Origin of the sequence: Komagataeibacter rhaeticus, from assembly GCF_011611525.1 — a bacterium.
Lineage (GTDB): Bacteria > Pseudomonadota > Alphaproteobacteria > Acetobacterales > Acetobacteraceae > Komagataeibacter > Komagataeibacter rhaeticus.
On the sequence record NZ_CP050139.1, the window covers coordinates 3330619 to 3354203 of the forward strand.

30 protein-coding genes and 2 pseudogenes are annotated in these 23585 nt (G+C 54.8%); 6 read left to right on the top strand and 26 right to left on the bottom strand.

The features are described from left to right. The first annotated feature begins 109 nt into the window (after positions 1 to 109). The gene (locus GWK63_RS15340) at positions 110 to 613 is read left to right on the top strand and encodes a MucR family transcriptional regulator (protein WP_112209709.1); all 504 of its coding nucleotides are present in this window, start codon (positions 110 to 112) and stop codon (positions 611 to 613) included. A gap of 29 nt (positions 614 to 642) precedes the next feature. Here GWK63_RS15340 and GWK63_RS15345 read toward each other — a convergent pair whose 3' ends face one another. The 18 genes from GWK63_RS15345 to GWK63_RS15425 all read right to left on the bottom strand — a co-directional run bounded on the left by GWK63_RS15345 (position 643) and on the right by GWK63_RS15425 (position 10538). Beyond that, complete coding sequence (locus GWK63_RS15345; RefSeq protein WP_223846573.1) at positions 643 to 1002, bottom strand: helix-turn-helix domain-containing protein; 360 nt, start codon at positions 1000 to 1002, stop codon at positions 643 to 645. 61 nt (positions 1003 to 1063) lie between these two features. Further along, positions 1064 to 1381 (bottom strand): hypothetical protein, encoded by a 318-nt coding sequence (locus GWK63_RS15350; protein ID WP_158551941.1) that lies wholly within the window; start codon positions 1379 to 1381, stop codon positions 1064 to 1066. Between the two features lie 349 nt (positions 1382 to 1730). Beyond that, positions 1731 to 2153, bottom strand: coding sequence for a type II toxin-antitoxin system VapC family toxin (locus tag GWK63_RS15355; RefSeq protein WP_112209708.1), 423 nt, complete (start codon positions 2151 to 2153; stop codon positions 1731 to 1733). After that, positions 2150 to 2407: a FitA-like ribbon-helix-helix domain-containing protein gene (locus GWK63_RS15360; RefSeq protein ID WP_112209707.1), complete on the bottom strand. Its 258-nt coding sequence runs from the start codon at positions 2405 to 2407 to the stop codon at positions 2150 to 2152. The genes GWK63_RS15355 and GWK63_RS15360 overlap by 4 nt, the downstream gene beginning before the upstream one ends. Before the next feature lie 182 nt (positions 2408 to 2589). Further along, positions 2590 to 2844 (bottom strand): hypothetical protein, encoded by a 255-nt coding sequence (locus tag GWK63_RS15365; protein ID WP_112209706.1) that lies wholly within the window; start codon positions 2842 to 2844, stop codon positions 2590 to 2592. A gap of 76 nt (positions 2845 to 2920) precedes the next feature. Beyond that, positions 2921 to 3337 (bottom strand): type II toxin-antitoxin system HicB family antitoxin, encoded by a 417-nt coding sequence (locus GWK63_RS15370; protein WP_061275760.1) that lies wholly within the window; start codon positions 3335 to 3337, stop codon positions 2921 to 2923. Between the two features lie 10 nt (positions 3338 to 3347). Continuing rightward, positions 3348 to 3527: a type II toxin-antitoxin system HicA family toxin gene (locus tag GWK63_RS15375; RefSeq protein WP_019087453.1), complete on the bottom strand. Its 180-nt coding sequence runs from the start codon at positions 3525 to 3527 to the stop codon at positions 3348 to 3350. 199 nt (positions 3528 to 3726) lie between these two features. After that, positions 3727 to 4850 (bottom strand): IS3 family transposase gene (locus GWK63_RS15380; protein ID WP_223846714.1). Its coding sequence is split into 2 segments (ribosomal slippage): positions 3727 to 4643 and positions 4643 to 4850, totalling 1125 coding nucleotides; the frame shifts between segments, so codons are not numbered across the junction. Beyond that, positions 4735 to 5106 carry a CopG family antitoxin gene (locus tag GWK63_RS17310; RefSeq protein WP_223846574.1) on the bottom strand — a complete coding sequence of 124 codons (372 nt, stop codon included), beginning with the start codon at positions 5104 to 5106 and terminating at the stop codon, positions 4735 to 4737. The genes GWK63_RS15380 and GWK63_RS17310 overlap by 116 nt, the downstream gene beginning before the upstream one ends. 153 nt (positions 5107 to 5259) lie before the next feature. Then, positions 5260 to 5682 carry a hypothetical protein gene (locus GWK63_RS15385; RefSeq protein ID WP_112209712.1) on the bottom strand — a complete coding sequence of 141 codons (423 nt, stop codon included), beginning with the start codon at positions 5680 to 5682 and terminating at the stop codon, positions 5260 to 5262. Beyond that, complete coding sequence (locus GWK63_RS15390; protein ID WP_223846575.1) at positions 5679 to 5840, bottom strand: type II toxin-antitoxin system Phd/YefM family antitoxin; 162 nt, start codon at positions 5838 to 5840, stop codon at positions 5679 to 5681. Before GWK63_RS15390 ends, GWK63_RS15385 begins: the two co-directional genes overlap by 4 nt. Positions 5841 to 6746: 906 nt before the next feature. Beyond that, positions 6747 to 7697, bottom strand: a complete 951-nt coding sequence (locus tag GWK63_RS15395; RefSeq protein ID WP_112209711.1) for a replication initiator protein A — start codon at positions 7695 to 7697, stop codon at positions 6747 to 6749. Next, complete coding sequence (locus GWK63_RS15400; protein WP_202795770.1) at positions 7694 to 8014, bottom strand: hypothetical protein; 321 nt, start codon at positions 8012 to 8014, stop codon at positions 7694 to 7696. The genes GWK63_RS15395 and GWK63_RS15400 overlap by 4 nt, the downstream gene beginning before the upstream one ends. Next, positions 8011 to 8664: a ParA family protein gene (locus tag GWK63_RS15405; protein WP_062247395.1), complete on the bottom strand. Its 654-nt coding sequence runs from the start codon at positions 8662 to 8664 to the stop codon at positions 8011 to 8013. The genes GWK63_RS15400 and GWK63_RS15405 overlap by 4 nt, the downstream gene beginning before the upstream one ends. Before the next feature lie 155 nt (positions 8665 to 8819). Further along, the gene (locus tag GWK63_RS15410) at positions 8820 to 9239 is read right to left on the bottom strand and encodes a putative toxin-antitoxin system toxin component, PIN family (RefSeq protein WP_007396268.1); all 420 of its coding nucleotides are present in this window, start codon (positions 9237 to 9239) and stop codon (positions 8820 to 8822) included. 3 nt (positions 9240 to 9242) lie between these two features. Then, entirely contained in the window at positions 9243 to 9497 is a 255-nt protein-coding gene (locus tag GWK63_RS15415; RefSeq protein ID WP_039998284.1) for a ribbon-helix-helix domain-containing protein, read from the bottom strand. An 88-nt stretch (positions 9498 to 9585) separates the two neighbouring features. Beyond that, on the bottom strand, positions 9586 to 10164 hold the full coding sequence (locus GWK63_RS15420; RefSeq protein ID WP_240919155.1) for a tyrosine-type recombinase/integrase: 579 nt from the start codon (positions 10162 to 10164) through the stop codon (positions 9586 to 9588). Between the two features lie 53 nt (positions 10165 to 10217). Then, positions 10218 to 10538, bottom strand: coding sequence for a WGR domain-containing protein (locus GWK63_RS15425; protein ID WP_172459677.1), 321 nt, complete (start codon positions 10536 to 10538; stop codon positions 10218 to 10220). Between the two features lie 372 nt (positions 10539 to 10910). Between GWK63_RS15425 and GWK63_RS15430 the strand changes: the two genes are divergently transcribed. The 3 genes and pseudogenes from GWK63_RS15430 (at position 10911) to GWK63_RS15440 (ending at position 15495) form a co-directional block, all read left to right on the top strand. Next, entirely contained in the window at positions 10911 to 12485 is a 1575-nt protein-coding gene (locus tag GWK63_RS15430; protein ID WP_007396290.1) for a Fic family protein, read from the top strand. Positions 12486 to 13181: 696 nt separating this feature from the next. Further along, positions 13182 to 13976: pseudogene (locus tag GWK63_RS15435) on the top strand (IS5 family transposase). A 79-nt stretch (positions 13977 to 14055) separates the two neighbouring features. Further along, on the top strand, positions 14056 to 15495 hold the full coding sequence (locus GWK63_RS15440; RefSeq protein WP_007396156.1) for a DUF6880 family protein: 1440 nt from the start codon (positions 14056 to 14058) through the stop codon (positions 15493 to 15495). 32 nt (positions 15496 to 15527) lie between these two features. Here the strand turns inward: GWK63_RS15440 and GWK63_RS17610 are convergent. The 3 genes and pseudogenes from GWK63_RS17610 to GWK63_RS15450 all read right to left on the bottom strand — a co-directional run. Further along, a pseudogene (locus GWK63_RS17610) lies at positions 15528 to 15633 on the bottom strand (IS481 family transposase); the annotation flags it as partial. Positions 15634 to 15714: 81 nt separating this feature from the next. Next, positions 15715 to 15849: a resolvase gene (locus GWK63_RS15445; RefSeq protein WP_007396158.1), complete on the bottom strand. Its 135-nt coding sequence runs from the start codon at positions 15847 to 15849 to the stop codon at positions 15715 to 15717. Next, positions 15850 to 16089 carry a hypothetical protein gene (locus tag GWK63_RS15450; RefSeq protein WP_034933542.1) on the bottom strand — a complete coding sequence of 80 codons (240 nt, stop codon included), beginning with the start codon at positions 16087 to 16089 and terminating at the stop codon, positions 15850 to 15852. Between the two features lie 417 nt (positions 16090 to 16506). Between GWK63_RS15450 and GWK63_RS15460 the strand changes: the two genes are divergently transcribed. Then, on the top strand, positions 16507 to 17106 hold the full coding sequence (locus GWK63_RS15460; protein WP_019087483.1) for a helix-turn-helix domain-containing protein: 600 nt from the start codon (positions 16507 to 16509) through the stop codon (positions 17104 to 17106). Next, complete coding sequence (locus tag GWK63_RS15465; protein WP_007396161.1) at positions 17096 to 18340, top strand: type II toxin-antitoxin system HipA family toxin; 1245 nt, start codon at positions 17096 to 17098, stop codon at positions 18338 to 18340. The genes GWK63_RS15460 and GWK63_RS15465 overlap by 11 nt, the downstream gene beginning before the upstream one ends. Before the next feature lie 584 nt (positions 18341 to 18924). Here GWK63_RS15465 and GWK63_RS15470 read toward each other — a convergent pair. The 5 genes from GWK63_RS15470 to GWK63_RS15490 all read right to left on the bottom strand — a co-directional run bounded on the left by GWK63_RS15470 (position 18925) and on the right by GWK63_RS15490 (position 23451). Continuing rightward, the gene (locus GWK63_RS15470; RefSeq protein WP_112209677.1) at positions 18925 to 20661 is read right to left on the bottom strand and encodes a relaxase/mobilization nuclease domain-containing protein; all 1737 of its coding nucleotides are present in this window, start codon (positions 20659 to 20661) and stop codon (positions 18925 to 18927) included. Between the two features lies 1 nt (position 20662). Then, the gene (locus tag GWK63_RS15475) at positions 20663 to 20980 is read right to left on the bottom strand and encodes a plasmid mobilization protein (RefSeq protein ID WP_039998494.1); all 318 of its coding nucleotides are present in this window, start codon (positions 20978 to 20980) and stop codon (positions 20663 to 20665) included. 829 nt (positions 20981 to 21809) lie between these two features. Next, a complete protein-coding gene (locus GWK63_RS15480) occupies positions 21810 to 22130 on the bottom strand; it encodes a hypothetical protein (RefSeq protein WP_146750195.1) in 321 nt (106 codons plus the stop codon). Positions 22131 to 22155: 25 nt separating this feature from the next. Further along, positions 22156 to 22635, bottom strand: a complete 480-nt coding sequence (locus tag GWK63_RS15485) for an MBL fold metallo-hydrolase (protein WP_112209689.1) — start codon at positions 22633 to 22635, stop codon at positions 22156 to 22158. A 132-nt stretch (positions 22636 to 22767) separates the two neighbouring features. Then, positions 22768 to 23451 (bottom strand): helix-turn-helix transcriptional regulator, encoded by a 684-nt coding sequence (locus GWK63_RS15490; RefSeq protein WP_083824501.1) that lies wholly within the window; start codon positions 23449 to 23451, stop codon positions 22768 to 22770. Positions 23452 to 23585 lie beyond the last annotated feature (134 nt).

Sequence of the window (23585 nt, forward strand, 5' to 3'; positions counted from 1 at the left end):
GGCGGCGATGATACTGCTTTGGTTGACCTGACAGCACGCTGGAGACGTGCGGGGCTTCATGCCTTCGACAGGCACCGGAAACAGGACAGGACAACAGGCAGACGTGACCATGACCGACCACGAGACACGATCATCCGGAGCTGACACAGTGCGCGAGCTTACGACCCGGATTGTCACAGCCTATGTCAGCAGTCACACGGTTCCGGCGGATACCCTGCCCGGCCTCATCGCCACGGTGTTTCAGGCGCTCGGAAGTCTGGGACAGGCGACGACCGGAACACCGGATCTGGTACCGGCCGTGTCCGTGAAAAAATCCGTGTTCCCGGATTACATCGTCTGCCTGGAGGACGGGAAGAAGCTGAAGATGCTCAAGCGTCATCTCCAGTCCGCCTACGGCATGACGCCCCAGCAATATCGGGCAAAATGGGGCCTGCCGGAAAGCTACCCGATGACCGCCCCATCCTATTCGGCACAACGGGCTACTCTGGCACAGGAAATCGGACTGGGGCGGACCATCAGGGCGACACCGGAACCTTCGGACGTACCGGACGCTGAAGTTCCGGTCACGCGCCTGCCAGAGAAGAAACGCGGACGCAGGCCAAAACTGGCCTGAAGGTCCAGACAGGCCAGATCTGTCGGAATTTATTCCGTCTGGGCGTAGGCTTCACGCACGGCTTCCGGCCGATTGGAAATGGCGCGCAGATAACTTTTTGCAGCGGTATCCGGCGTACGTTCCCCGCTTTCCCACCCTTTGATGGTTTCCTCTTCCAGACCATACCAGAGCGCGAACTGTCGGCGACTGAGTTTCAGACGCCGACGGATCAGGGCCACATCCACATCGGCCTTGTGATCAACATGGATCGCCCTGATCCCGGCCTTTGCAAGGTCGGAGATAACCGCCTCGATCGTGTCAGTCATGGGCAGCAGAACGATTGCATGTCCTTCCGCCTGTTCCGAGGATTGCCTGATAAGGTCTTCCACCGTCTTCTTGGCGGCCAGCATCGTCAGGCCACGCCTGGACAGCGCCATCGTGGCGGTAATGGAATTGAGATCAGGCCACCCCTCACGCGTCAGGGTCAGGGCGAATCTGGCGCGTGAACCGGAACGGACGCGGGATATGGCCCGGACAGGCCCCAGTCGTGCGAATTCCGCCTTCAATGATGATTTCATCGAGATCCATTCCTTCAAGAACGGCCTGTGCGATCGTTTTCAGATTGGCGAACCCAACCTCATTGGCTGTTGCGCCGTGGATGTGGGCCCTGGACAGCTTCATGAATCTCTGGGGCCGATCAACACTGATTTCAGCCATGACCATCAGAACGACACCGGGAGCCTGAATAACCAGGGTTGCGATCGGATCACTGCTCTGGTCATCGTCCATTTCGAACGACAGGTCTTCGACTGTCCACCGTGGCCTCATGCTAAATTATAGGTTCATTGAACCTATAATTCAAGCAGATCCTGCTCTGATATCCTTACATGAAAGGCGGACACCATATGGTGTAGGATGAGCTTCCCACTGACGGCCTGTCGCCACAACAGCACCTGTTACCGCAGAACATCAGGCGATGAAAATATGACCATGACGGACCTTTCCGACGAACGGGCAGCCAAAAGGGCTGCAATCCGCAAGGCACGCAACAGCACGAAACCCGCAGTCCCGGCCGAGCAGGTTCTTGCTCTTCTGGACGCCGATCTGGCCCGGATTCAAGCCGCCATTGACGCCCTCCCTACGCCTCGTCCCACGGATTGATGAGGGTAATACCGCAGTTGAGGAAATCGCGTGTATTCCGTGTCGCAAGGGATGCACCACGGGACTGCGTGATGGCCGCGATCTGTGCATCAAACTGACTGATGGGTTCTCCGGCCTGCCGGCGTCGGGAGGCGATATCGGCATAAACACGGGCCGCCTCTCCGTCGAAAGGCAGGATACGGCCGGAGAAATCCTCTTCGAACATGGCACGGGCGGCCGCGATCAGCAGATCCCGCCGTCGTCCTTCCGGCAGCAGCGCCAGCCCATACAGGATCTCGGCCTGGGTAATGGCCGTGATGAAGAGGGTCATCATGGACTGACGGGACATCCAGGTCAGCACCGCCCCGTCAGGCCCGGAGCGCATCAGTTCGGAGAGGATGTTGGTGTCGAGAACGATCACGCCCCGAAATCCACGTCCCTGATGGCCTCACGGGATACCGCAGGCAGATCTACCCCGCCCAGCCTGGCAAAACGCTGGTGGATGGCCTGACCGGCATCTACCCCCTGAGAGACTTCAGCGGAAAGAGCCGAGCGCAGGATATCGCGCACCTCTTCCTCCATGGAACGCCCATGCTGCGCTGCGCGCAGACGAAGCCGCTGTTTGAGACTGTCATCGATATTGCGGATGGTCATCACGGCCACGGGAACCTCCATTAGGCAATGACAGCATTGTAGTCATTGACTGCGTATTTTGCAATCATCAGGTCGGATTGGGGTATTTGAGGGAAGAGACGAAATCCCGCACCAAGCTGAAAACGGCAGCGCAGGTCCAAACTGGCCTGAAAATCCAGACGGAAACAGAACGCGGGAACGACCTCTCATTCCCGCGCTGAGGATTACCAGTAATATTCGTGGGGCCGCCGGGTTCCGGTATACGGAAAGACCGCCTCGAGAGGATCGAGATTGCCCTTGATGACCAGGCGGGCAATATACCTGTCATGATGACGGCCAGGACGGATATCATGCAGATGGCTGTACCAGTTTGGAGATTCAGAGGCATCACGTGAACCTCCATAGCCACAGCGATCCGGCCGGTTGGCCCAGCGATGGTCCCGGCCGTGTTTTCGGCTGTGATGATAGGTGCGAGACATGGGAGCTTCCCCTCCATGACGCGCGGAGTGATTTCCGGGCGTACCTACATCACCCGATCTCCCCTGTTCTGGTTGTTCATTTGCTTCTGACCACCGGCTTAAGCCGTGCCTGCAGGGTCATGGCCGCGATCATGCCGGAACGGCTCTCATGGGATGATCTGGCAAGGGCATCCAACCGCTCCAGCACGCGCCGGGGAAGGGAGATGTTCGCCCGTTCCACCCGGTCATCGAGGACGGCCGGATCAATGGTGACAAAGCCCACTGTCCAGCCCTCATAATCCGGGTTGTTCTGGATGGCGTCGAGCGTGCTGGGAGAAGGCACAGCCTCTCCGGCATCCAGCGTGGCATCGATCCATGCCGCAGCGGCCTCTTCGGCATTGGAAATGGCTTCATCGAGCGTGTCGCCTGCCGAAAAGCAGCCGGGAAGGTCAGGAAAGACAACACCAAATGCCGTTGCCTCGCTGCCCCGTTCGATAACAACCGGATAGCGCATGGTGATCCTCCTAGAGACCCGCCTGTTTGCGGATTGCGGCAACCAGACCGGTGCCCAGATCCTTTTTGGGATGAGGGACGACCACGATCCCTGGTCGCGACGGATGTTTGAAGACGTTGTGTGAACCGCGCACGCGATCCAGCTTCCAGCCTGCTTTTTCCAGCTCCCGGATCAGATCGGCACTCTTCATTTACACATCATACACACGACATGATCCCTGTTCAACAGAAACCATATGATGTGGGATATCCTTTAAGGCTTCCCCTTAGCTTTTACGGCGTCCAGCAGGGACGCCGGCAGGCGCATGTTGAGGGTGGCCGCCTTGGGTTTGAGGTGGTCCCGTCCGTTCGGACAGTTTTGCGGGCTTGATAAGCTATACCCGGTTGTTGTTATGCCGCCCTTCTGACGGCGTTGCTGTTGGCCATCTGGTCCGGGGTTAACCCCGGACCAGATGGCGTCGGCACGTCATGATACGCCTCATCGGGCGTACGTCCAGCCAGCGCCGTATGCGGACGCCTTTCGTTATAATGGGCGATCCATCTGCCAAGCCCGGCCCTCAGCTCTGATCCGGTCTCGAACGCGTACAGGTAGACGCATTCGTATTTCAGCGACCGCCACAGACGCTCGATGAACACGTTGTCCAGCCAGCGACCGCGCCCATCCATGCTGATGCGGATCTGACGCTCTTCCAGTATCCCGGTGAAACGGGGTGTCGTAAATTGCGACCCCTGGTCAGTATTGAAAATGTCCGGGGCGCCATAGCGCATGAGGGCATCCTGTAGCGCCTCGATACAGAACTCCACGTCCATCGTGTTCGACAGACGCCAGGACAGGACCTTGCGCGTGAACCAGTCCATGATCGCCACAAGATAGAGAAATCCCCGTTTCATGGGAATATATGTGATATCGGAACACCAGACCTGGTCAGGCCGATTGATGACCAGATCCCGTAGCAGATATGGATATTTCCGATGTTCCGGATGGGGCACGGTCGTGCGCGGCTTCTGGTAGATCGCCCGCAGGCCCATGATCGCCATGAGCCGCCGGACCCGCTTGCGGCCCACTTCATGTCCCAGGCGGCGCAGATGCCATGTCATCTGCCGTGAGCCATAATACGGCGTTTCCAGGAACTGGGCGTCGATCAGCCGCATCAGCTCCAGATTGGCTTCGCTCTGTGGCACAGGCCGATAGTAGACGCCCGACCGGTTGAGTTGCAGCAGCGTGCATTGCCGGATTATCGGCAGGCATGCTCTCTTCGGGTCAATCATCTGCCGCCTCTGATCACGCCCAACCGAGCAGAGGCATCCCGCAAAAAATCCCGTTCCACCAGCAACTGGCCGATCTTGGCATGCAGTTTCTCTACATCAGCAGGGCTGACTGAAGGTTCCGTTACTGACTTACCAGAAAAAAGGCTTGCCATGCCTTCGATCGCCTGGCGCTTCCATTGGGCGATCATCGTCTGATGCACGCCATGTTTCGAAGCCAGTTCCGCCAGCGTCAGTTCCCCACGGATCGCCTCCAGCGCAACCCGTGACTTGAACTCTGCCGCATACCGTTTCCGCGTAACCTTGCCCATAAAACCCGTCCTCGTTCAGGCCAGATGATAGCTTATCGCCCTGTCCGAAAAATGGGGACCACCTCTGTTCGATCTCAAAGCGCATAGGCTTAAAACCGGACAGGTCATACCGGGCCAGATCGGCTGTTGCGACGAAATCCTCGACCGCTTCGTCACTGTGCAGCGAGGGCATGGACCTGTTTTTGCTGCTCATGGTGGTCGATCTCCTTCTGTCTAGTCACTGCATACCCTCTCTTGGCACTGTCTCGGCCCCGTTCTGATACCTGACTGACACCGCATTCGGGACTGCATTGGACCCGACCTGACATAGGTTCTTCATACACCATTGCACCACTGGTGCGGATGCTCAGGCACCTGCCTGGCGGGTCTGGGCGATCATTTCATCGGCTGTGATCTCTCCGCGCTGGCGTGCATCCATGATTGCGGTGAGCGCCCTGTCATAAGGGAGCACATGCGGATCATCGGGTGTCGCCGTATGAGCGGCCCTGCCATGCGGGGCCGGAAAGGTTATGCCCGTCACATCGGGATTGCGCGTAAACATCCCGGCCAGGATCTGGTCTGCCTGCTGGATGTAATTGCCTGGGACATCCCGGGATACGCGCGCGGAGCCGGCCGAGGTGGTGATGTCGAGGCCGGCGACATGCGGCAGGAGATCGAGGATGCGGGTCAGGGCTTCGATATCCTGCTGTGTCAGCAGGGTTCCCCCGTCCCCGACCACGAGCAGCTGCCAGGGCCGCTTTTGTGGCAGTGTTCCGGGACTGTCCTTCATGACGATGACCCTTTCTCCGGAACATCTTCGATGCCCTGCTGCTTTCTGAGCAGGGCCTCATAATGCTCCACGGACATGATGACGAAACGTGGCTTGTGATGCCTGGTGATGACTACAGGTGCAACGGCGACCGCTTTGAAAAGATCGCTGGCATTCATTGCGGGTCACGGCGCTCGCTGGAAACGCTTTCATGGAGCATGATCCAGATATGACGGATTATCTGGAATATACAGGAAACCCGTATTCCCTGCCAGAAAGTCGGGAAAAGGAGTCCTGAACGGACGAACAGGGAATGGCCAGCCCATCAATCCTCGACAAGGCCCGCAGAGCGCCCTGGGAGGCCGCACAGCGCGCAATTCCCTTATCGCCACCACACCGCACAATAACGCCGGTAAGGCCATCCTGTGGCGTCTGGCGGGCATGGTGTGACACGTGAGCCGCTGAATGATCGCCTGAACGCCGGCGCGTCTTGAGCAGATTGTGGTCTTGCCCGGTTCTTTTGGTGTTGCAGGCGTCGGGCGAGCGCGGAGCGGGAGCCCCGTAGGGCGCCAAAGGCGCCGACGCGGGGGAGGAAGGTCTTGGTGGAGAGACGATGCGGGAATGCATCGTCAGATTATGATTTCGCGCCGTAGGCGTGTCCGTTTAGCGCAGCCCTGAAAGGGCGAGCAGGGGGATGCCGGGTGGGAGATCGCGCATAGCGCGATCGGGGCGGCCGTAGGCCGCGAGCCGGCGGGGGCGTAGCCCCCAAGAGGCGGTGCTTTTTTGTTAAGAATTTTGTTAAAATATATAGTTAAAAGAGTTAAGCACTAAAAAGCCTATGAAAACACGATTGATAACAGTCTGTTACGGTTATGGGCGGTGGGTGAAACCACGTGTTTGGGTGGGTGAAACCACGATGCTTGGGTGGGTGAAACCACGATGCTTGGGTGGGTGAAACCACGACAGTTGACCATACTTATCCACAGGAAAACGCAGCATTCCCTATAGCTTGAGTGGTTTCGAGTCGTAGTAACTCTCATTTTGACTACAGAGAGAGCTCATTGGGTGGGTGAAACCACGATAGTTTAACGAGGCCGCCCTCGTGACAAACGATCCATCAACCCATCCACCTCTTCAGCACGCCGACGATCTGCTTCTACGCGCTCTCTTTCTTTTTCGAGCTTCCTATGCAGCTCAGTCGCTGCCTCAATACCTCGCAACTGAAACATCACTGCCGGTGTGCCTTCAACAGTCTGAGTCAACGACATGGTGTAATCAGGAAGTTGGTCTGCTTCGATGATCTTCCGTAGCATACGATTAAATTCTTTAGGCTGCGCATCGCTACCTGTTTTTTCATGCAGCACCTCGACACGGCATATCCACCCACCTCTCTGCTGACCAGCATGTTTACGTGCGATCCGATAGAGGGCCCGCTCTAATCCACCAGATAAAAGAAAATAATCCTGATGCATTGTCAGCAAGGATCGCTCACTTACAATGCCTTCATAAACCCAGTTTGATAGAGTGATCGTCATTCCACGCGGCTGATCTGTGTCTGGATCTACTTCCAGCGTCCATCCATCCAGCCATCCAAACTGAGCCTCATTACGGCGCTTAGGTGCCCGTAATGATGTACGGATGGATGTTGTTTCTAGACGCGAAAGAGCAGCTTGCAATTCCTGATAAGCACGTCCCCCTGTTCCCCGTCGAATGCCGCGCAACAAATCATAGGTTGTTGTTGTAAGCGTTCGCGGAAGATCATTGATCCCCTGCTCTTTCATCCGATTTAATACGGAAGCAGCCCACACAAGAATGTCGGCATCCCATATTGTCGCCATGCCATAAGCTGGCATGGCTTCAACTTTCACCCATGCTTCGCCATTTGGACTGCGATATTCAATTGGCTTAAGACGTTTACGTTTCTGAAGTGAGAAAAATGGCCGCTCCATCACTTCCCGCTGATCTTTCAACGGAAGATCATTCATTAACGGAATAAAAAAGTCGAACTCGGGGTTCGGATCACGCCGTTTACTCATGGTGCAAACCTAGTATGCCCTCGCTGCACCAGATATTGGCGCAATAAACGCTCGGTAATGACCGTCAAAGGTTCTCCACCTTCCTCTACACTCAGTTGACGGAGTGTACGGTGCATATCCTCTGGGATATGGATCAAAACCGGTTTTTTGCCAGGATGACTATTTTTCTTGCGTGGCGAAGGTGCGTTCCCATCAAGAGGTGATCGGATAGTAGCCTCTTTAGGCACATTTTCCGCTACAACCGTCGGAGATATAGGGGCACTTTCTTCCTCAAAAATGCCGGCTAATGCCGATGCTTTCTTGGGTTTCACCATCATACTATCTCGCTTAATGGTTTATTCGCATAACCGCTTAGTCGCTTAGCCTCAGCATAAGCAGAGCGTAGTTCAGCTGCGGCCTTACCATCTGGATCCAATTCGGCAGCGGTTTTCCCAATCGGTGTTGCTCTATAAAAATCCTTACGAAAATGAAGTTCTGTATCGAACATAGTGACGCCTTTAGCGATGAAGCCCGCTCGAGCATCTTTCCCTTCTGAACCTTGGTAAGGAACCTGGGTGAGGATCACAGCAAAAGGTGTTCCTGCTTGCTGAACCTGCTTTATGGTTTGCAGCACAGAATGAACATCCAACCCACGCGGAGCGACTGGGATCACTACAAAGTCAGCTTGTTCTGCCGCCAACATAGCAATGTCTTTTGAGTTTGCTGGCGTATCAATGATGATGAGATCCAGCTTTCCACTCTTACGTCCTCGCGAAACATGCAAAGGCAATCCTGCGACACTGCTATCTTTCACCATTACGTCATCAGCCTCTCGTCTCTCAGACCAATAGAGAGCTGATCCTTGCCGATCGTCAGCATCAAGAATCACAACCGCTGCGCCTTCACTGGCGGCTTCGACAGCAAAAGCCGTTGCAATCGTCGTTTTCGACTGCCCACCTTTCTGCGCAATCACGGCCCAAGTCTGCATGATGCCTCCTACTAAGCGACTATGCTTTTTATATAGCTTATTCGTTTAGTAGCAAACAACTTTAATCGCATAGTCGCTTAGTTTCATATTCGCTTAGAATTTATATCGCATCCTAATGCACTCGGCTTCTGCTGGGACAGAACCATCAGCCACACTCACGGCATGATCCCCTGCATGACCAGAAATGCTCTTACTGTGATGATCTTCACACCATCATAGACCCGCAGGTCCAGAATATCGCGCTTGTCGCCCGTTAACAGAAAATCGGCTTTTCCAGCAGATGCCATCGCCAAAAGATAATCGTCATCCGGATCCGGAGAGACTGCCACAGCAGGAAGATTGACAATGAGAACAGCCAGATCCCGGACTTCATTGACCAGACGGCCGGCGAGGGTGGGCGGCAGACGGGAACGGATCTTGGGATACCGTGTCACGCGCCGCAATTCATCTAGCTGCTCGGTAGACGTCAGCAGATCGAATTGTCCTGCCCGCCATAGCCCGAGCAGATGCGCTGGCAGGGATTTTTCAGAAAGCAAGGCACTGATGAGAAGATTGGTATCGATGACTAGACGCACGCCTTAGCTGGCCCTGTCCATTGCCCGCGTAGCGGTCACGGCCTCGCCGATCAGGTCCTCTAGGGCGTCCGGCTCCATATCTGCGAACCCACTCCGGGCTTCTGCCATTGTCCTGTCGAACACACGCCAGCGCACCGCCTCCTCGATGAAGCGAGACAAGTCGCCTTTCTTCATGCCGCGCTGCGCCAGGAAACTACGTACGGTGATGTCGGTTTCGCGGGAGACTGAAACCGTCCAACGAGTCATATCAGTAGACATATCATATCTCCATATAAGGTCTTATACGCTTATCATGATAAGCGCCTATATATATCTGTGCAATCCGATTTCATCTTCACAAAATGCATTACCCCCACATTTTCCGTGCGATATCCTGTTCCTCGGCGCCGACGGCATCGGCGTAGATGGCGGTGGTGGAGAGCTGGGCGTGACCGAGCCATTTCTGCACCATGTTGAGGGGAATGCCGCTGGAGACGGCGGCAACGCCGAAGGCATGGCGCAGGCCCTTGGGGGACGCGGCCGGGCCGGACAGGCCGGCGGCGTCCATGACCGCGTGCACCGCCCGCCAGCCGGTCATGCGGGACCAGGGCCACAGCCGGGCGGCCGATCCACGCCCTCGCCTACGCTGGGCCTCGCGGATGCCATGCACCAGGTCCAGGGCCTCGAGCAGGGAGGGAGGCACCGGCACGGCGCGATAGATCCCGTCCTGGCGCTTCTTGAGCGTGGCGAACACCAGCACGCCGCCGGCAAGGTCCACCCGGTCCGCCGTCAGGGCGATGGCCTCGGACAGGCGGCAGCCCGACCAGGCCAGGGTCATGCACAGCGTGCGGGCCTCGCGCGGCGCCTGCTCGGCCGCGCGCAGGAAGCGCGCCCGCTCGGCGACCGTGAGGTATTTGCGGCTCCCGTCGCGGTCGAAAAGCTGCATCCCGCCAGAGGCGCCTGCCGGGGTCGCCCGCTGTCCCGGTTTTCGGGGGCCGCTCATCCGGCTGTCCTGTCGCGATAGCCCCGCCGGCGCTTGGCCCGAAGCTGGCGGACGAGGGCGTCGAGCGCCTGCCCGGCATCGTCATGCAGCTCGCAGACCTGCCGGCCAGCCGTCCCGATCCGCCCCCACTGCCGCACCAGGGCGGTACCGCCGAACAGGTCAGGCTGCAACGACAGATGGTAGAAGCGCCAGCAGTTGGCGGCCGGATCCACGCGCACCAGCGCCGCCGTTTCGGGGAACAGCGACAGCTGGCAAGGCGGCCGGACAGGGGCCTTCGGGGCAGGTCTGGGCATGATATCCCGAAAAGTGTAACACATGTCACCCGCCCCGGACAGGAAAACCGCTGCAATCGCGGGGCCGGCCGGCCCGATTCAGGCCCGGCCTGTTACACTATTACCCATAGTGTAACAGGTCATGGGTCTGCCACCCCTTGAGACGTTATCACTCTCAATCCAATAGAGCCGACAACTTTAGGGGAACTGCCAGTCCGCTTTCCGACGAATTGTGTTGAAAAGCAGCTGTTTTCGCCAATCTCGGCGCCGTTTAGCGTCGGATCTTGTCAGCCTGCCTTAGCCCGGCTTTTCTGGAGAACCGTTCGCCTACGGCGTAAGTCTTTTCTTGCAATATTGCTGATTTCTAATCGAATATGCGCAATCGTAATCGGTTTTTTCGAATGAGGCGTGTTTCTAATGACGGACGTAGAAAGGTCCACGCTGCTTGGCGGGCGATGGCTCGGCGATAACTTTGGTATCGATCCCTGCTGCGGCTTTCCCGTGACTAGCACGGTCGGTTCGCGCCGGGAGAGCCGCCATCATGGCTTTGAGAGCTACGAAGTTTATCCGGAAAGCATGCGACCCGTTGAGACCCCGGCCGGACATCTTCAGTTCCACCTGCGTTATGAGCCAACCAACCTCGAACTGCTGGCGCGGGTATTCGAGGCGTCAGGTCCTGACTTCGTGCGAGTCTGGATAGAGCGGGAACCGACGGGGCAATACGCGCGCCGCGCCGCCTTCCTTTATGAGTTTCTGACGGGACTAGAACTAGAAACCGAAACGGCGGTCGGTGGCAACTATGTCTCCGCGTTGAATGACAAGCTGGTTGTTACCGCAAACCAGAACCAAGCCATCAATATTAAAAAGTGGCATGTGCGGGATAACATGCCAGGGACAAGGTATTTTTGTCCCTCCATCAGAAAAAGCCGGCCGCTGGAACTTGCCGCAGGTTTCGACATCGCCGCCAGATATACCCGCCTGCAGGAGGATTTCGGCGATGACATGCTCGCGCGGGCGGCAGTCTGGCTCACCAATCGTGAGAGCAAGGCAAGCTTTGCTATCGAGGGCGAGGCTGACCAGACCGACAAGATTTCCCTCTTCAGCCATGTGCTGGCAACCAGAACCGGCAAGAGTGCAATCCCGCTTCTCGGTCCGGCGCTCATTGAACTACAGAAGGATATTATCGGCTCGAAGACGTTCATCAGCAGTTTCGGTCCCAGAAAATCACCAGTTTTTGTAGGCGAGAACACGATACGTGGGGAGGTCGTGCATTATGTGGCGCCACCACCGGAAGACCTGAAGAACATGCTTGATGGACTAGCGGTCTTCCTCGAAAAAACCCAAGGGCAGTCACCCATCCTACGTGCTGCAGTCGCCTCCTTCGGCTTCGTCTACATTCACCCCTTGGCAGACGGGAACGGTCGGACACACCGCTACCTCATCAATGACATTCTCTGCCGGGATAACGCTATCCCGGATGGTGTCATCATTCCGGTGTCCGTTGCCATTATGGACGACAAGACGAGCAGGCGTCACTACGATGCGATCCTTGAGCGCGTCTCAATCCCCCTGATGAGGGTCGCACGCCCGCATGTGTCTTTCGCGTCGGAAAATAAAACCTATCCGGACGGCATTCAGTCCAACCTCGTGTTTACTGGCGATGAAGCTACTCGGCCAGCTTGGCGCTATCCGGATCTTGCGCCGCATGTCGACTATCTTGGGCACGTTATCAAACTCACAATGAACGAGCACATGCAGGAGGAGGCTGACTATCTCCGACGTCACCATAGGGCACGCGGGCTAATCAAGGCCGTGCTGGACATGCCGGACAAGGATGCCGACCGCATCATTCGGAGCTTGCAGTCCAACAACTTTATCGTCGGCAAAGGCCTACGGAAAGAATTCTCAGGACCTGAAGTCATCCGACAAGTCACAGATGAAGAATGGGAAAGCTTTGTTGAGGGCGTGAGATCGGCCTTTCAGACTGACTGAAGCCTGACAGGGCGAGTAAAAGGACAAGGCGCCGTGAACCGCTCTGGATTTGACCGAAACCAATCCTCATACACCTTGTAGCTACATCCGCTTTGAGGCGTCGGAGTACTGCGCTCTGACGTCGGGAAAACGGGCATTAACAATCTGTCCGATAATCCATATTACCGGACAGGTTCCGGGTATAGCTTATCAAGCCCACAAAACTGTCCGAGCGGACGGGTCCACCTCACCCTTCGACCCGAATGGTCGCGGGTTGACGTGCTCCCCATTTTGTATCCACCCAAAATGAAGAGTTCCCGGTTTTCATGTCTCGAGGTTGATGAGAAGACAAGGGACGTTCGTGTGCAGGTCTTGCACTTAGGTGGTTCCTGACGCTCCGCATGAGGAAACGCGCGGCCTGTGCCACCTGATGAAGCGCAGAAAGGACGATCTCGTAGGCGTTTGATGTCCTGACGCGCTTTCCCAGGGCCTGGTCATACACGTAGCGCGGCGTGTGCTTCACAATGCCCAGGGCATACGCTCGGTTCAGGGCATTGATAACGGTTCGACGACAGGCCCCAGACTTCTCGGCCATCGCCTCATGGCTGGGAAACATGGCCCCATCGTCGCCCATGAATTCTGGCAAAACAGCCAGCGCATGAGCCTCGCCAAGCGTTAGGGCCTGTTAGATCTTGAATTTCTTCCCATATTGTAGGGATGGAAGAAGGAGACAGAACAGGCGCCTTTACGGACGAGACATGGGCGATCTGGGAACCTCTGGTTGAGGCGGTTCGCCCAAGGGGCAAGACGCCACCCCATGATCTGCGGCGTACGATAGCAGCAATTTTCTGGCGCCATGAGAATGGCGCGAAATGGCGGAGCATCCCCGCTGAACTGGGTCCATGGTGGCGGGCGGCGCAGCTTTTCATCCGCTGGTCGAAACTCGGCGTATGGGAACGCTTGCTCGAACTGGTTCAGGAACAACAGGGAGTGGCGTTCGGAATGACTTTTCTGGATGGTACGAACATCAGGGCTCACCACAAGGCGGCGGGAGCCCAAAAAAGAGGCCTCTTTCGAAGAACGGGACCATCGTGAAGCACTTGGCCGCTCTCGCGACGGCTATGGCACGAAAGTCTGCGTGATCGCTGACGGACATGGAAAAGCCTTCGGTTTTGCGCTGGCCCCGGACAGGCTCATGAACTGCCCCAGGCACCAGCCATGCTCGACAACCTCCCCTCCATTCCCCTGTGGGTAGTGGCGGACAAGGGCTACGCGTCTAACGCCTTTCGTGAACGGATATGGGACATGGGAGCCCGGCCCGCCATTCCTGCGAAACGACGCGATGGGTCGGTCGCCTGCCCAGAATGGGCCTATCGGTGTCGACATTTTGTCGAGAACCTCTGGGCTCGCCTCAAGGAGTGGGGTGCTGTCGCAACCAGATACGAAAAAACAGCAACGTCGTTCCTCGCGGTCATCCACATCGCTGCCGCAGCAGACTGGATCAAGCCCTAACAGGCCCTAGCTTTTTTCCTCTTTTTCCTGACAACGGCTTTTGATTGCGTCCCCTGTGTCGCTGTCATAATCTGCATTCATGGTCCGCACTCCTTCTACAAAACCTGCCACCCGCAAATCCGCCGCATCCGCGAAAGTTGGCACGACCGTCACGAAAAACAATCTGAAAGCCCTTGGTGCGGATCGGCTTGCAGACCTTCTGGTCGAACTGTCGGAACAGGATGCCGTGCTCACCCGGAAGCTGCGCATGGCGCTGACAGCCACTCATGCGAAAGACAAACTCGGCAAGGAGATCGAAAAGAGGCTGCGAACGATCCAGCGTTCCCGTGGATTCCTGCCCTGGGACCGGATCAAACCCCTTACGACCGAGCTCGATGCCTTACGGCAATCCATTCTCAACGATGTTGCAACGACGGATGTCGGGCAGGCCATTTCCGCCATGCGTCTTCTCGTGGAACTTGCTCCTTCCGTCTATGAGCGCTCTGATGACAGTTCCGGTTACCTGTCAGATGTGTTTCGCGAAGCGGTCTCCGATCTTGGCTCCCTCTGGGGACGACAGGCTGGTCGGGATCCGGCTGTCACTGTCAGGGATATGCTCACACTTCTCGATAACGACGGGTATGGCACCTGTGACCGCCTGCTTGTCTCGTGCGGTGAAGCACTGGGGAAGCCGGGCGCGGCCATACTCAGAAACACGCTGCTTGCACGACTGCACGACCTTCCCGCCTCAAATGCGAAGGGAGACTATCGTACCGACTTTGCGCGCATGCAGACCCTCGGTCATCTGAAGGATCTGGCCGATGCAATAGGTGACGTCGATGCCTATATCGAAGCAGTCAACCTGAGTGAACGTCAGTCCTCTTCTATCGGCGATGTTGCACGTCGCCTGCTGGACAAGGAGCGTGCCCATGAGGCGCTCGAATGGCTCGACCGGGAGACTGAGGAGACGCCCCGGTTCCGCTGGGAAAATGACGATCTTCGGATCGAAGCGTGCGAAGCCGTGGGCGACCGCGACCAGGCCCAGTCCCTGCGATGGAAAGTCTTTCAGGAACGCCTGAGTCTGCCGCACTGGCAGGCATACCAACGCCATCTCAGCGATTACGATGCGATTGATGCTGAAGAACAGGCACTCAATCACATCCGTAATTTCCCGGTCAGGGGCGTAGCCCTTTCCACTCTTCTTAAATGGCCAGCGCTCGACGCTGCTGCCCGTCTCGTGCGGGAGCATACGGCAGAACTGGACGGGCGTGATTACGGAACACTACGTCCGGCTGCGGATCGTCTGTCTGAATCGTATCCCAATGAGGCGACCCTTCTTTACCGCCTGCTGGTCGAGGCCGTGCTGAATAAGGCGCTTTCCCGCTATTATTCCTATGCGGCGAAGGATCTCGCCTCCTGTCGGCTGCTTGCACAAATGCTGACAGCGACAAACGGCATGGAAACCCATGAAGCCTTTATGACCCGCTTGAAAGCGCAGCATAAGCGCAAGCTGGGTTTCTGGTCGCTGATCGGTGAATAATTAAAGACAGCGATAGGGGCAGCTGAATGTCTGTCAGGTTGTGAAACGTCATTGGCGTAATCAAGGAGTTCGTCGACCTGCTTCATGATGTTCACGATCAGCCGGTTTGATGTGATCAGCATTACGGAACGCATGATGGTTTCCTTCACTGACATTCAACTCCTCAGCATCCTCTCAGGACCACAGGGAGCCGTCCACGCCATCAGTTCTCAGTGAAAATCAACACCGATAGGTCTGCACGACGGGCCAGCCTTCACGGACGGCCATTTCATCGCGCAGGCGCAACTGGTCCTCGATGGAGGCCGCACTCTGGTTGTCGGACGAATGGTGGGCATAAAGAGCTACGCGGGTCATTCACTCTCCCCTTTCCGGCCTGTCCTTCCCGTCCGGGCGATGGCCGGGAAGAGGGCAATTGTCGTTGGCCGCCCGCCCCAATTTCCGACGGGCGAACTCTTCGCGGGCGATCTGGCGGCCCATTGCGCTCGCCAGGGCAAACATCAGTTCATCGCACCGCGCTTTCGCGGCAGGATCGACCGGCCCGTTATCGTTGGCCGGGACGATACCGCCGAGTTTGCGTTTCGTATCTTTTACCATGCCGCCACCCCCCATTTCCGCAAAAAAACAGGGTATGAGGCATCGAAAAACTCACGGTCGGAACATCACAAATCCCGTGTTCGGGCGTTTACGTATGTCATAGCGGTAATCGGCGGGACTGGCGTAAGTCTCAAACGCCCCCGCTTCGCGTTCAATTCGGAGAAATTGCGGATCTTCACCGCATGATCGGGGAATCGAGCGACGATTTCCAGTTCGCCCCCAAATGCCGGCATGACATCAATCGGGTATAGCTTATCAAGCCCACAAAACTGTCCGAACGGACGGGGCCACCTCAAAATATACATAAAATTATTATTTGATATCGAAATATATATATATCAATCTTGAAAGGTACCCAAAATTTTGATATATAAAACTGCATCATACATGTGAATTGATGCAGAAAAGAACATTGATATGAGCTACGACATAACAGGCATAGCAGAGCGATTGCAAGCAGCGCGCAAAACCAAGGGGTTAAGCCAACGCGAGTTGAGCGAGTTGGCTGGGGTGCCTCAAGCGCAGATTTCCCGGATCGAAGCAGGAACTGTCGACCTACGCCTCTCAAGCTTGGCCGCGCTCGCTCATGCCCTTGATCTGGAGCTTGCTCTTGTTCCACGCAAGGCTGTGGCCGTCGTGCGTTCCCTAAGCCGCGATGCGATCAGCTCCAACCGCAAAGACGTCGTTGCAATCCAAAAGGAGATGCAGCGAATCAGTGAGACAATGCGCGGCATCCAAATGAGCATGCCAGACCTCGAAGGACTTCAGCGACTTCAGAAGTCTATCTCCGACTTGCACCGGTTCCGAGTATCGATGCTCGACCTCGAGGAAATGAAAAAACTGCGTCACATAATTGAGCAGATCGGTCGTCCAGGAAAAGAGATGGTCTCACTCAATGAAAGCCTCAAAATAATGCGAACGATCCGCAACAAGGCTTCACATGATCCGCTACCCGATAGCGGAGATACCCTATCACGTCCGGCCTACTCTCTTGATGAGGAGGACGATGATGCTTGATGTTTCCTTCCTGACCGTCAAACTCCATGGCAAACCGATCGGGACACTCACGCATCTTGGCGATGAACGATCTATATTTACGTTCAATGACGCCTATATTGGTAACGCGGACAGAGAAACGCTCGGTTTGTCCTTCAAAGACCAGTATGGGGAGTTGCGGAACGACTTCAGGCCGATCAAGGTGAAGCTCATGCCGTTCTTCTCGAACCTGCTTCCTGAAGGTCGTCTCCGCAGCTATCTGGCAGAAAAGGCGGGCGTCAATGAGATGCGTGAGTTCTTCCTGATCCAAGCCCTCGGCCGCGACCTGCCCGGGGCTGTGACGGTCGAGGTCGCTGAAGATGAAGCACGGCCTTTGTTTGATGATCTCGATGATCAAGTCGAGGTTAAGGGCTCAAACACCCATGAAAACGCGCTCCGGTTTTCGCTTGCTGGGGTTCAGTTGAAATTTTCAGCCGTCATCGACGCTGCCGGTGGCCTGACCATTCCAGCAAGTGGGATCGGGGGCGGTTGGATCGTCAAGCTTCCCTCAAGAGAGTATCATGGCGTCCCTGAAAACGAATTTTCGATGATGACGCTTGCTCGCATGGTTGGCATCAATGTCCCACCTATCGGCTTGGTAGATATTAGCGGTATCAAAAACTTGCCGGACGGCATCGACCAGCTTGGAGACAAGGCTTTTATCATCGAGCGCTTTGATCGTTGCGAAGATGGCACATCCATCCATATCGAGGACTTTGCTCAGGTCTATGGGGTCTATTCCGAAGATAAGTACAAAAAGGCAAGCAACCGCAGCATCGCGTCGGTGATCGCGGCTGAGTCCGATCATAACGATGTTGCCGAGTTCATCCGTCGCCTGACTTTCAATACCCTCATCGGCAACGGGGATATGCATCTAAAAAATTGGTCACTCATCTACCCCGACCAGCGGACCGCCAAGCTCTCTCCTGCCTATGACTTCGTATCGACGATTCCCTACATTCCGGGCGATCAGTCGGCCTTGAATTTCAGTCGTACGCGACGGTTTGATCAATTCACGAAAGAGGAGCTTCTTCACCTCGCCGGCAAGGCCGCGCTGCCGAGAAAGCTGGTCCTCGACACGGCACGTGAAACTGTCGGTCTCTTCATGGATCGATGGTCATCCGAGAAGGCGCATCTTCCGATGTCCCGTCATATAGTCAAGGTCATCGACAACCATCTAAAGACTCTGCCTATCATAGGCGAGGCGACCAGCTAAGAAACGAAGCTGAATGAATATTGCCGCTGGATCCGGAGATAAGACTTTCAAGCAATGATGTCCGCTTTGCGAAACACAGTCCAGCACTCCGCATGACCAATGTGTAGGCGTAAGCGAACATTGCGAAGATGAATTATCCTTCTGACACAACAACTGTTGATTTTCACTGAGAACTGATGGTGTGGACGGCTCCCTGTGGTCCTGAGAGTGCTGGGGAATTTTCCGACAGCACATGTGGGGAATTTTGAAACAGCATTTACAGCTCTTCCCTACCTGCGGTGCGAGATGGCAGTCGGAAGGGCCGTTGGCAGAGGCTGGCGTGCTGACCCTATGGCATCATGAAGAGCATGACATCATGCTCTCGAGGCAATGGAAATCTTTTTGACAATTTTAAATGGAATATCTTGGCGGAGAGAGTGGGATTCGAATCATAAGAACCCACGTATATACGCCAAGAAAACACCGGAAAACCGCTATTTCTCCGTAACCCTTACTCCGGGTTTGTAGAAGCATTTTGGAGAATGAATTTGGGGAAATCAAGGGCGATCTTGTGGCTGATGTAGAAGGCCATATGTCTCGGCGTTTCAGTCTCCCAATCCCGGTATTCCGCTTCCCTCCTTTTGTGGCTGTTTCCGTCGAGATGATGATTGTAGTACCGGGTTAGCGGGTTTCTGTTGCTCATGCTCCGGTTGTGGCCTGTCTGCCAACTTCACGGCGTTTCCCAGCCGTTTCATTTCCTGTATGGCGGCGGATGGGTCTTTCAGCGCCATTTCCATAAGGCGGCGGTCGGGAACGTCATGAAGCCTGTTTTGAAGCTGGCGAAGATCAGTCCTGAAAGCCTCATACGCCTGGACATCGGGATGCCGTTCCCATTCCCGATGCTTCTTGCGTTCCTTACTCTGTATGGCTTGCGCCACTTGCGTCATCGCCGCTGGCAGGCCTTCACGGATGACGGTAGCGGCATTCATATCATGAGCGTCAAAGCCCGACGCCTTCAGCGCTGCATCCAACTGCCGCCGGCGTAGAATCCGCCATGGGTTCAGGAAGCCCCACTCATCCGCCTTCCGGTATGCCGTGTATGCGCTGGTGATTTTAGATTGGCATTCCGCTGCAATCTCGTCGATGGCCCTGATCTGTGGCGCTGGTGGCAGGACCGCCTGCTTCGATACCAGCAGATCATCAATCATACGGCAGAAATCCCTGTAAAATTTCTTCTGGTCTGCCAGTTGCTGGATGATCGCCTCCGCTTGGGCCTTTGCGCGTTCTGCCGTCGCAATTTCCGCACGCCGGAATTCCTCTGACTTGCCTTGCAGGTTCAGAGTCATGGTGGAAATGATCTGCTCACGGACCGGGTCAAGCCAATGCCCTTTTGATGGTGGGCTAACCGGGGTGGTTTTCCCCTGCCTGCCGGGCGTTTCAGCCCGATTATTTCCTGATGATCGCGTCACCTTCTCGGGCAGTTGTTGCCGGAAAGATGGGTCGGACGCTTCGGGGGTGATGCCATCGGGCAACATACGCCATGCCAGTTCCGCTTTTTTCATTCCCAGTAGCCTGCACAGGGAGCCCAGCATCCGGCCTTCACCGTCCGTCAGGATGATGACGTCTGATTTTCGTGTCCCCGGTCCGATCCGCCATCCCCGCTCCTCGATGGCGGTGCGAAAGGCTTTCAAGCCATCTGACTGAGACCAAAGTGTCCGGACTTCCTGCCGGATCGCAGCCCTGTCCACACCGAGTCGTTTGCCGGTTTCCTTGGCCGTCGCGGTATAGGCATGTCCATCCAGACCACCTTGGGCCAGTCCAGCCAGACGGTCCCGGATCGTCGGGTCGGTAATGGCTTGCAGAACGGCCCGGTTGTGTCGTCCTTTCAGCAGGCGCAGTCCATTCTTCACCTCGAAAATGCGTTCGATTTTTTCCTGTCGCGCGTAACTGTGCGACATGTCCATGACGCGGCCATTCTCGGGATTCACCATCTGCACCAGAAGATGAAAATGCTGGTTCCAGCTTTCCCCATCATGGCGGCTTTTTTGGTGGCGGACACACAGCTTCACATCGTCACGTGAAAAGCCGAATTCCTTGCCAATCATCGCAATGGCATCCCGGACCTGCCGGGGAGACAGCTTTTCCTGACTGGCAAGGATGAAGTGAGCCGCCGCGTTCTTCCGTCCGAAATCACGGGCGTCATCGAACGCCATTCTTACATCCGCCCGTGATCCCCGGATCAGATGGATGACTTCGTTTTCATCGGGCTTATCCAAAAGATGACGCACAATTTGGGTCATGCTGCGTGCGGTCGCCCGGATGCGCGTTGACTTGATGATCATGTCAACGGACTTTCCGGAGCACCTTTGTTACCCGGAGCGCCGTGGCCCTGACTTCATCCGTAGCCTCCTGAAGCCCTGTTACCGCCTCCCCTGCGTTCACCCGTCGGGCCAACTGGTTCAGATTGTTGCCAAGCGCGGCCAACTGGTTGCGGATATCCAGCATGTCGGCATGAAGATGCGGGCCACCATTCGCCATGGCGTCAAGGGCGACAGCACGGAACCAGCGGGACATGTTCCCACCGCTGGCGGCAGCAATCCGCTCATGCTCCTGTCGCGTCAGGCGGATATGGGCGTTATATGTTTTTCGGGTGCCGGTCATTGTCATCACTCCCCATGATGACAGCCCATCATACCACCTTTCGGTGCATGATTCCGAAAACGGGAAACAGGCATGGGATTGGGATAGAGTGGGATAGAGCCAGGCATCGGGAATGGAGCACATTTCGCTGCGCTCCCTGTCCTCATTCCCTGCCTGACAAGGGGGAGTGACCTCCCCCGTTGACCCCGTCCCGTGCCGGGCCAGCATGGTTCATTGCCATGTTTCGACAGCACGTAGTTTTGACCTCCATGGAGCAGATCAGCCCCACGCATGAGGGCCGGAGCGGTCACCTTGCACCGTAGTCATAGGCGGGGCACAATTGACCCAGTGTTCATGTTTCGCCATGGATCCTGCGCCTTCCAGCGTTCTTACCTGTTTGATCCTGCGATATGACCGCTTTTCTTTCAGACATTCCAAAACTAGATACATCATGTTGGCGAAGAATTAATGAAATTGTTCATTCCGTCACGCAAAGGCTGCAGTGTTCCGTAGAAAGCAAACTGGCGGCGCTACTGGGGTCGAATCGGCACCGAGTGGATGTTCAATCTCATAAAAAAGCAACGCAAATTATTACGAAAAGCAATATTTATTACATGATTTTCCTAAAACTTGTAATGTAATGCTAAATCGCTGCTTCAGGTCGCATTGCAATATGACCTAAGTATTTATTTTATATATCATAATCTATATATTCAATTTCGCGAAATGGGCCTTAAATAAATTATAAGGCCCGCATTTCTAAAAAAGAACCATAGCAACATGCGACCGAGTTAGCATGCCCTACATGATAATAAGAGAAAAATTATAATACATAAATATTATCAATTTTCTAAAGGTCATATGAATTAATTGCATCTATTACGGTGCGGACCTCTGGATCAATTTCCGATAATGAAAGAAATTCGGTGGCTTTTCTTAAATGAACAAATTCTGATGGCTTTCCTCCAGCACCTAAATTTTTGATTTCCAGGAAGTTGTATTGTTCGAGTATGGATCGGATTTTTGTCCAGTCTTCACGGTCAAGAATGCGTTTTCCACGCGTATCGTCCCGGCTAAGACGAACCCAATGTCCTCGTAGCATCATGCGAACCAAAATTTCTAAGTGTCTGACCGAAAATGAGTTGAGTGATTTCAGTGGATTATGATTCATGGGTTCGTTCAGGCCAGATGATAGCTTATCGCCCTGTCCGAAAAATGGGGACCACTTCTCTGATCATATAGTGCGCGTTAGGAAAAACATGCTCGCCTGTCCGCGTTATCGTTCCAAAAATATGATCCGGGTGCGCATGGGAAACGAGCACGATATCTATTTCGGAAGCTTTTACTCCAGCATTGGCCAGATGTTTTACGAGCAAACCCGCACTTGGCCCTAAACTATCACCGCATCCATTATCGATGAGAACCTTCTTCCCATTCCCTTCTATAAGTAACGTATTGATATGCGTGTATGCAGTGTCAGATGACAGAAATTTCTTTCGTAGAATGGTGTCAAATTCCTGACTGTCCGCCTTCGGCGCAAGTGCAGCCTGAGGATCATCAAATACAAGGAAGCCATCACTTACCGAAGTGACTGTGAGATTCCCCAAAGAGAAGCTGTAAAATCCTTGTCCCTGATGGAAACGGGACGCATACTGGCTCGAATTCGATGTGGACATGCTACGACTTTCATCTGGATTCTATATGTGATCCGAAAATCCGACGGTCTCATATAGTTAAAAAAATGCCTTCGCCGTTATCGTAGTGAGTTCCACATTTTTCCAAACGTGTAAGATCTGCCATATTGAAACTTAAAAAATCACGTGCAACGCTGTCGCTTTAGCGACCGCCTGAGTAATATTACTAGCATTCAGCACTGAACGGGCACTAACTAGATGCGCACGTACAGCCCGTTCTGTGATACCGATAATCATTGCTGTTTCTGAAGCAGTTTTTCCCAGAGATGCCCATTTCAGGCATTGCTTCTGCCGCGCCGTTAATGCCACTTCAGCTTGCGGAAAATGGCCGATGGCAAGAACATTTTCATGTAACTCACGCGCTAACTGAATAAATTGGGCCTGTAATGAAACGCAGGTGGATTTCCATTGCTCTGGCCTTTCAAGGCTGGAAAAACAGACCATCGCCCGGTTTACGAGGGGGCCTCTCAATGGGACAACAAAACCGCTTCTAAAAATACCTCGCTCTGCAGCATGTAAACGCAATTCTCTCGATTTCGCATATGGTGATGATATATCAGAGAATAATGCAGGCTTCAGAGAACCAAGGCCATAGCTAACTACCGGATCAACATGGATATATTCCTGCTGATGATAATAATCTAGCCATTCTTTAGGAAACGTTGTTAGACAGAATGGGACATCAAGATCAACTGAAAGTATACATCCTGATACATATGTTATATCTGTGCCAATAATATTTTTTAAATAATAAATTTTATTAATAAGATCATTTGTAGAGAACGATTCATTACGCATTTTTTTATACTTATATTGTTGAAAATTATCCCGCAACGTTGCCCTCTAATTTTTGATGCAATATTTCACCTACTCTATACAGATACGATCAGACTTCTAGATACGAACAACATCACCTATTCACAGATGGTAGC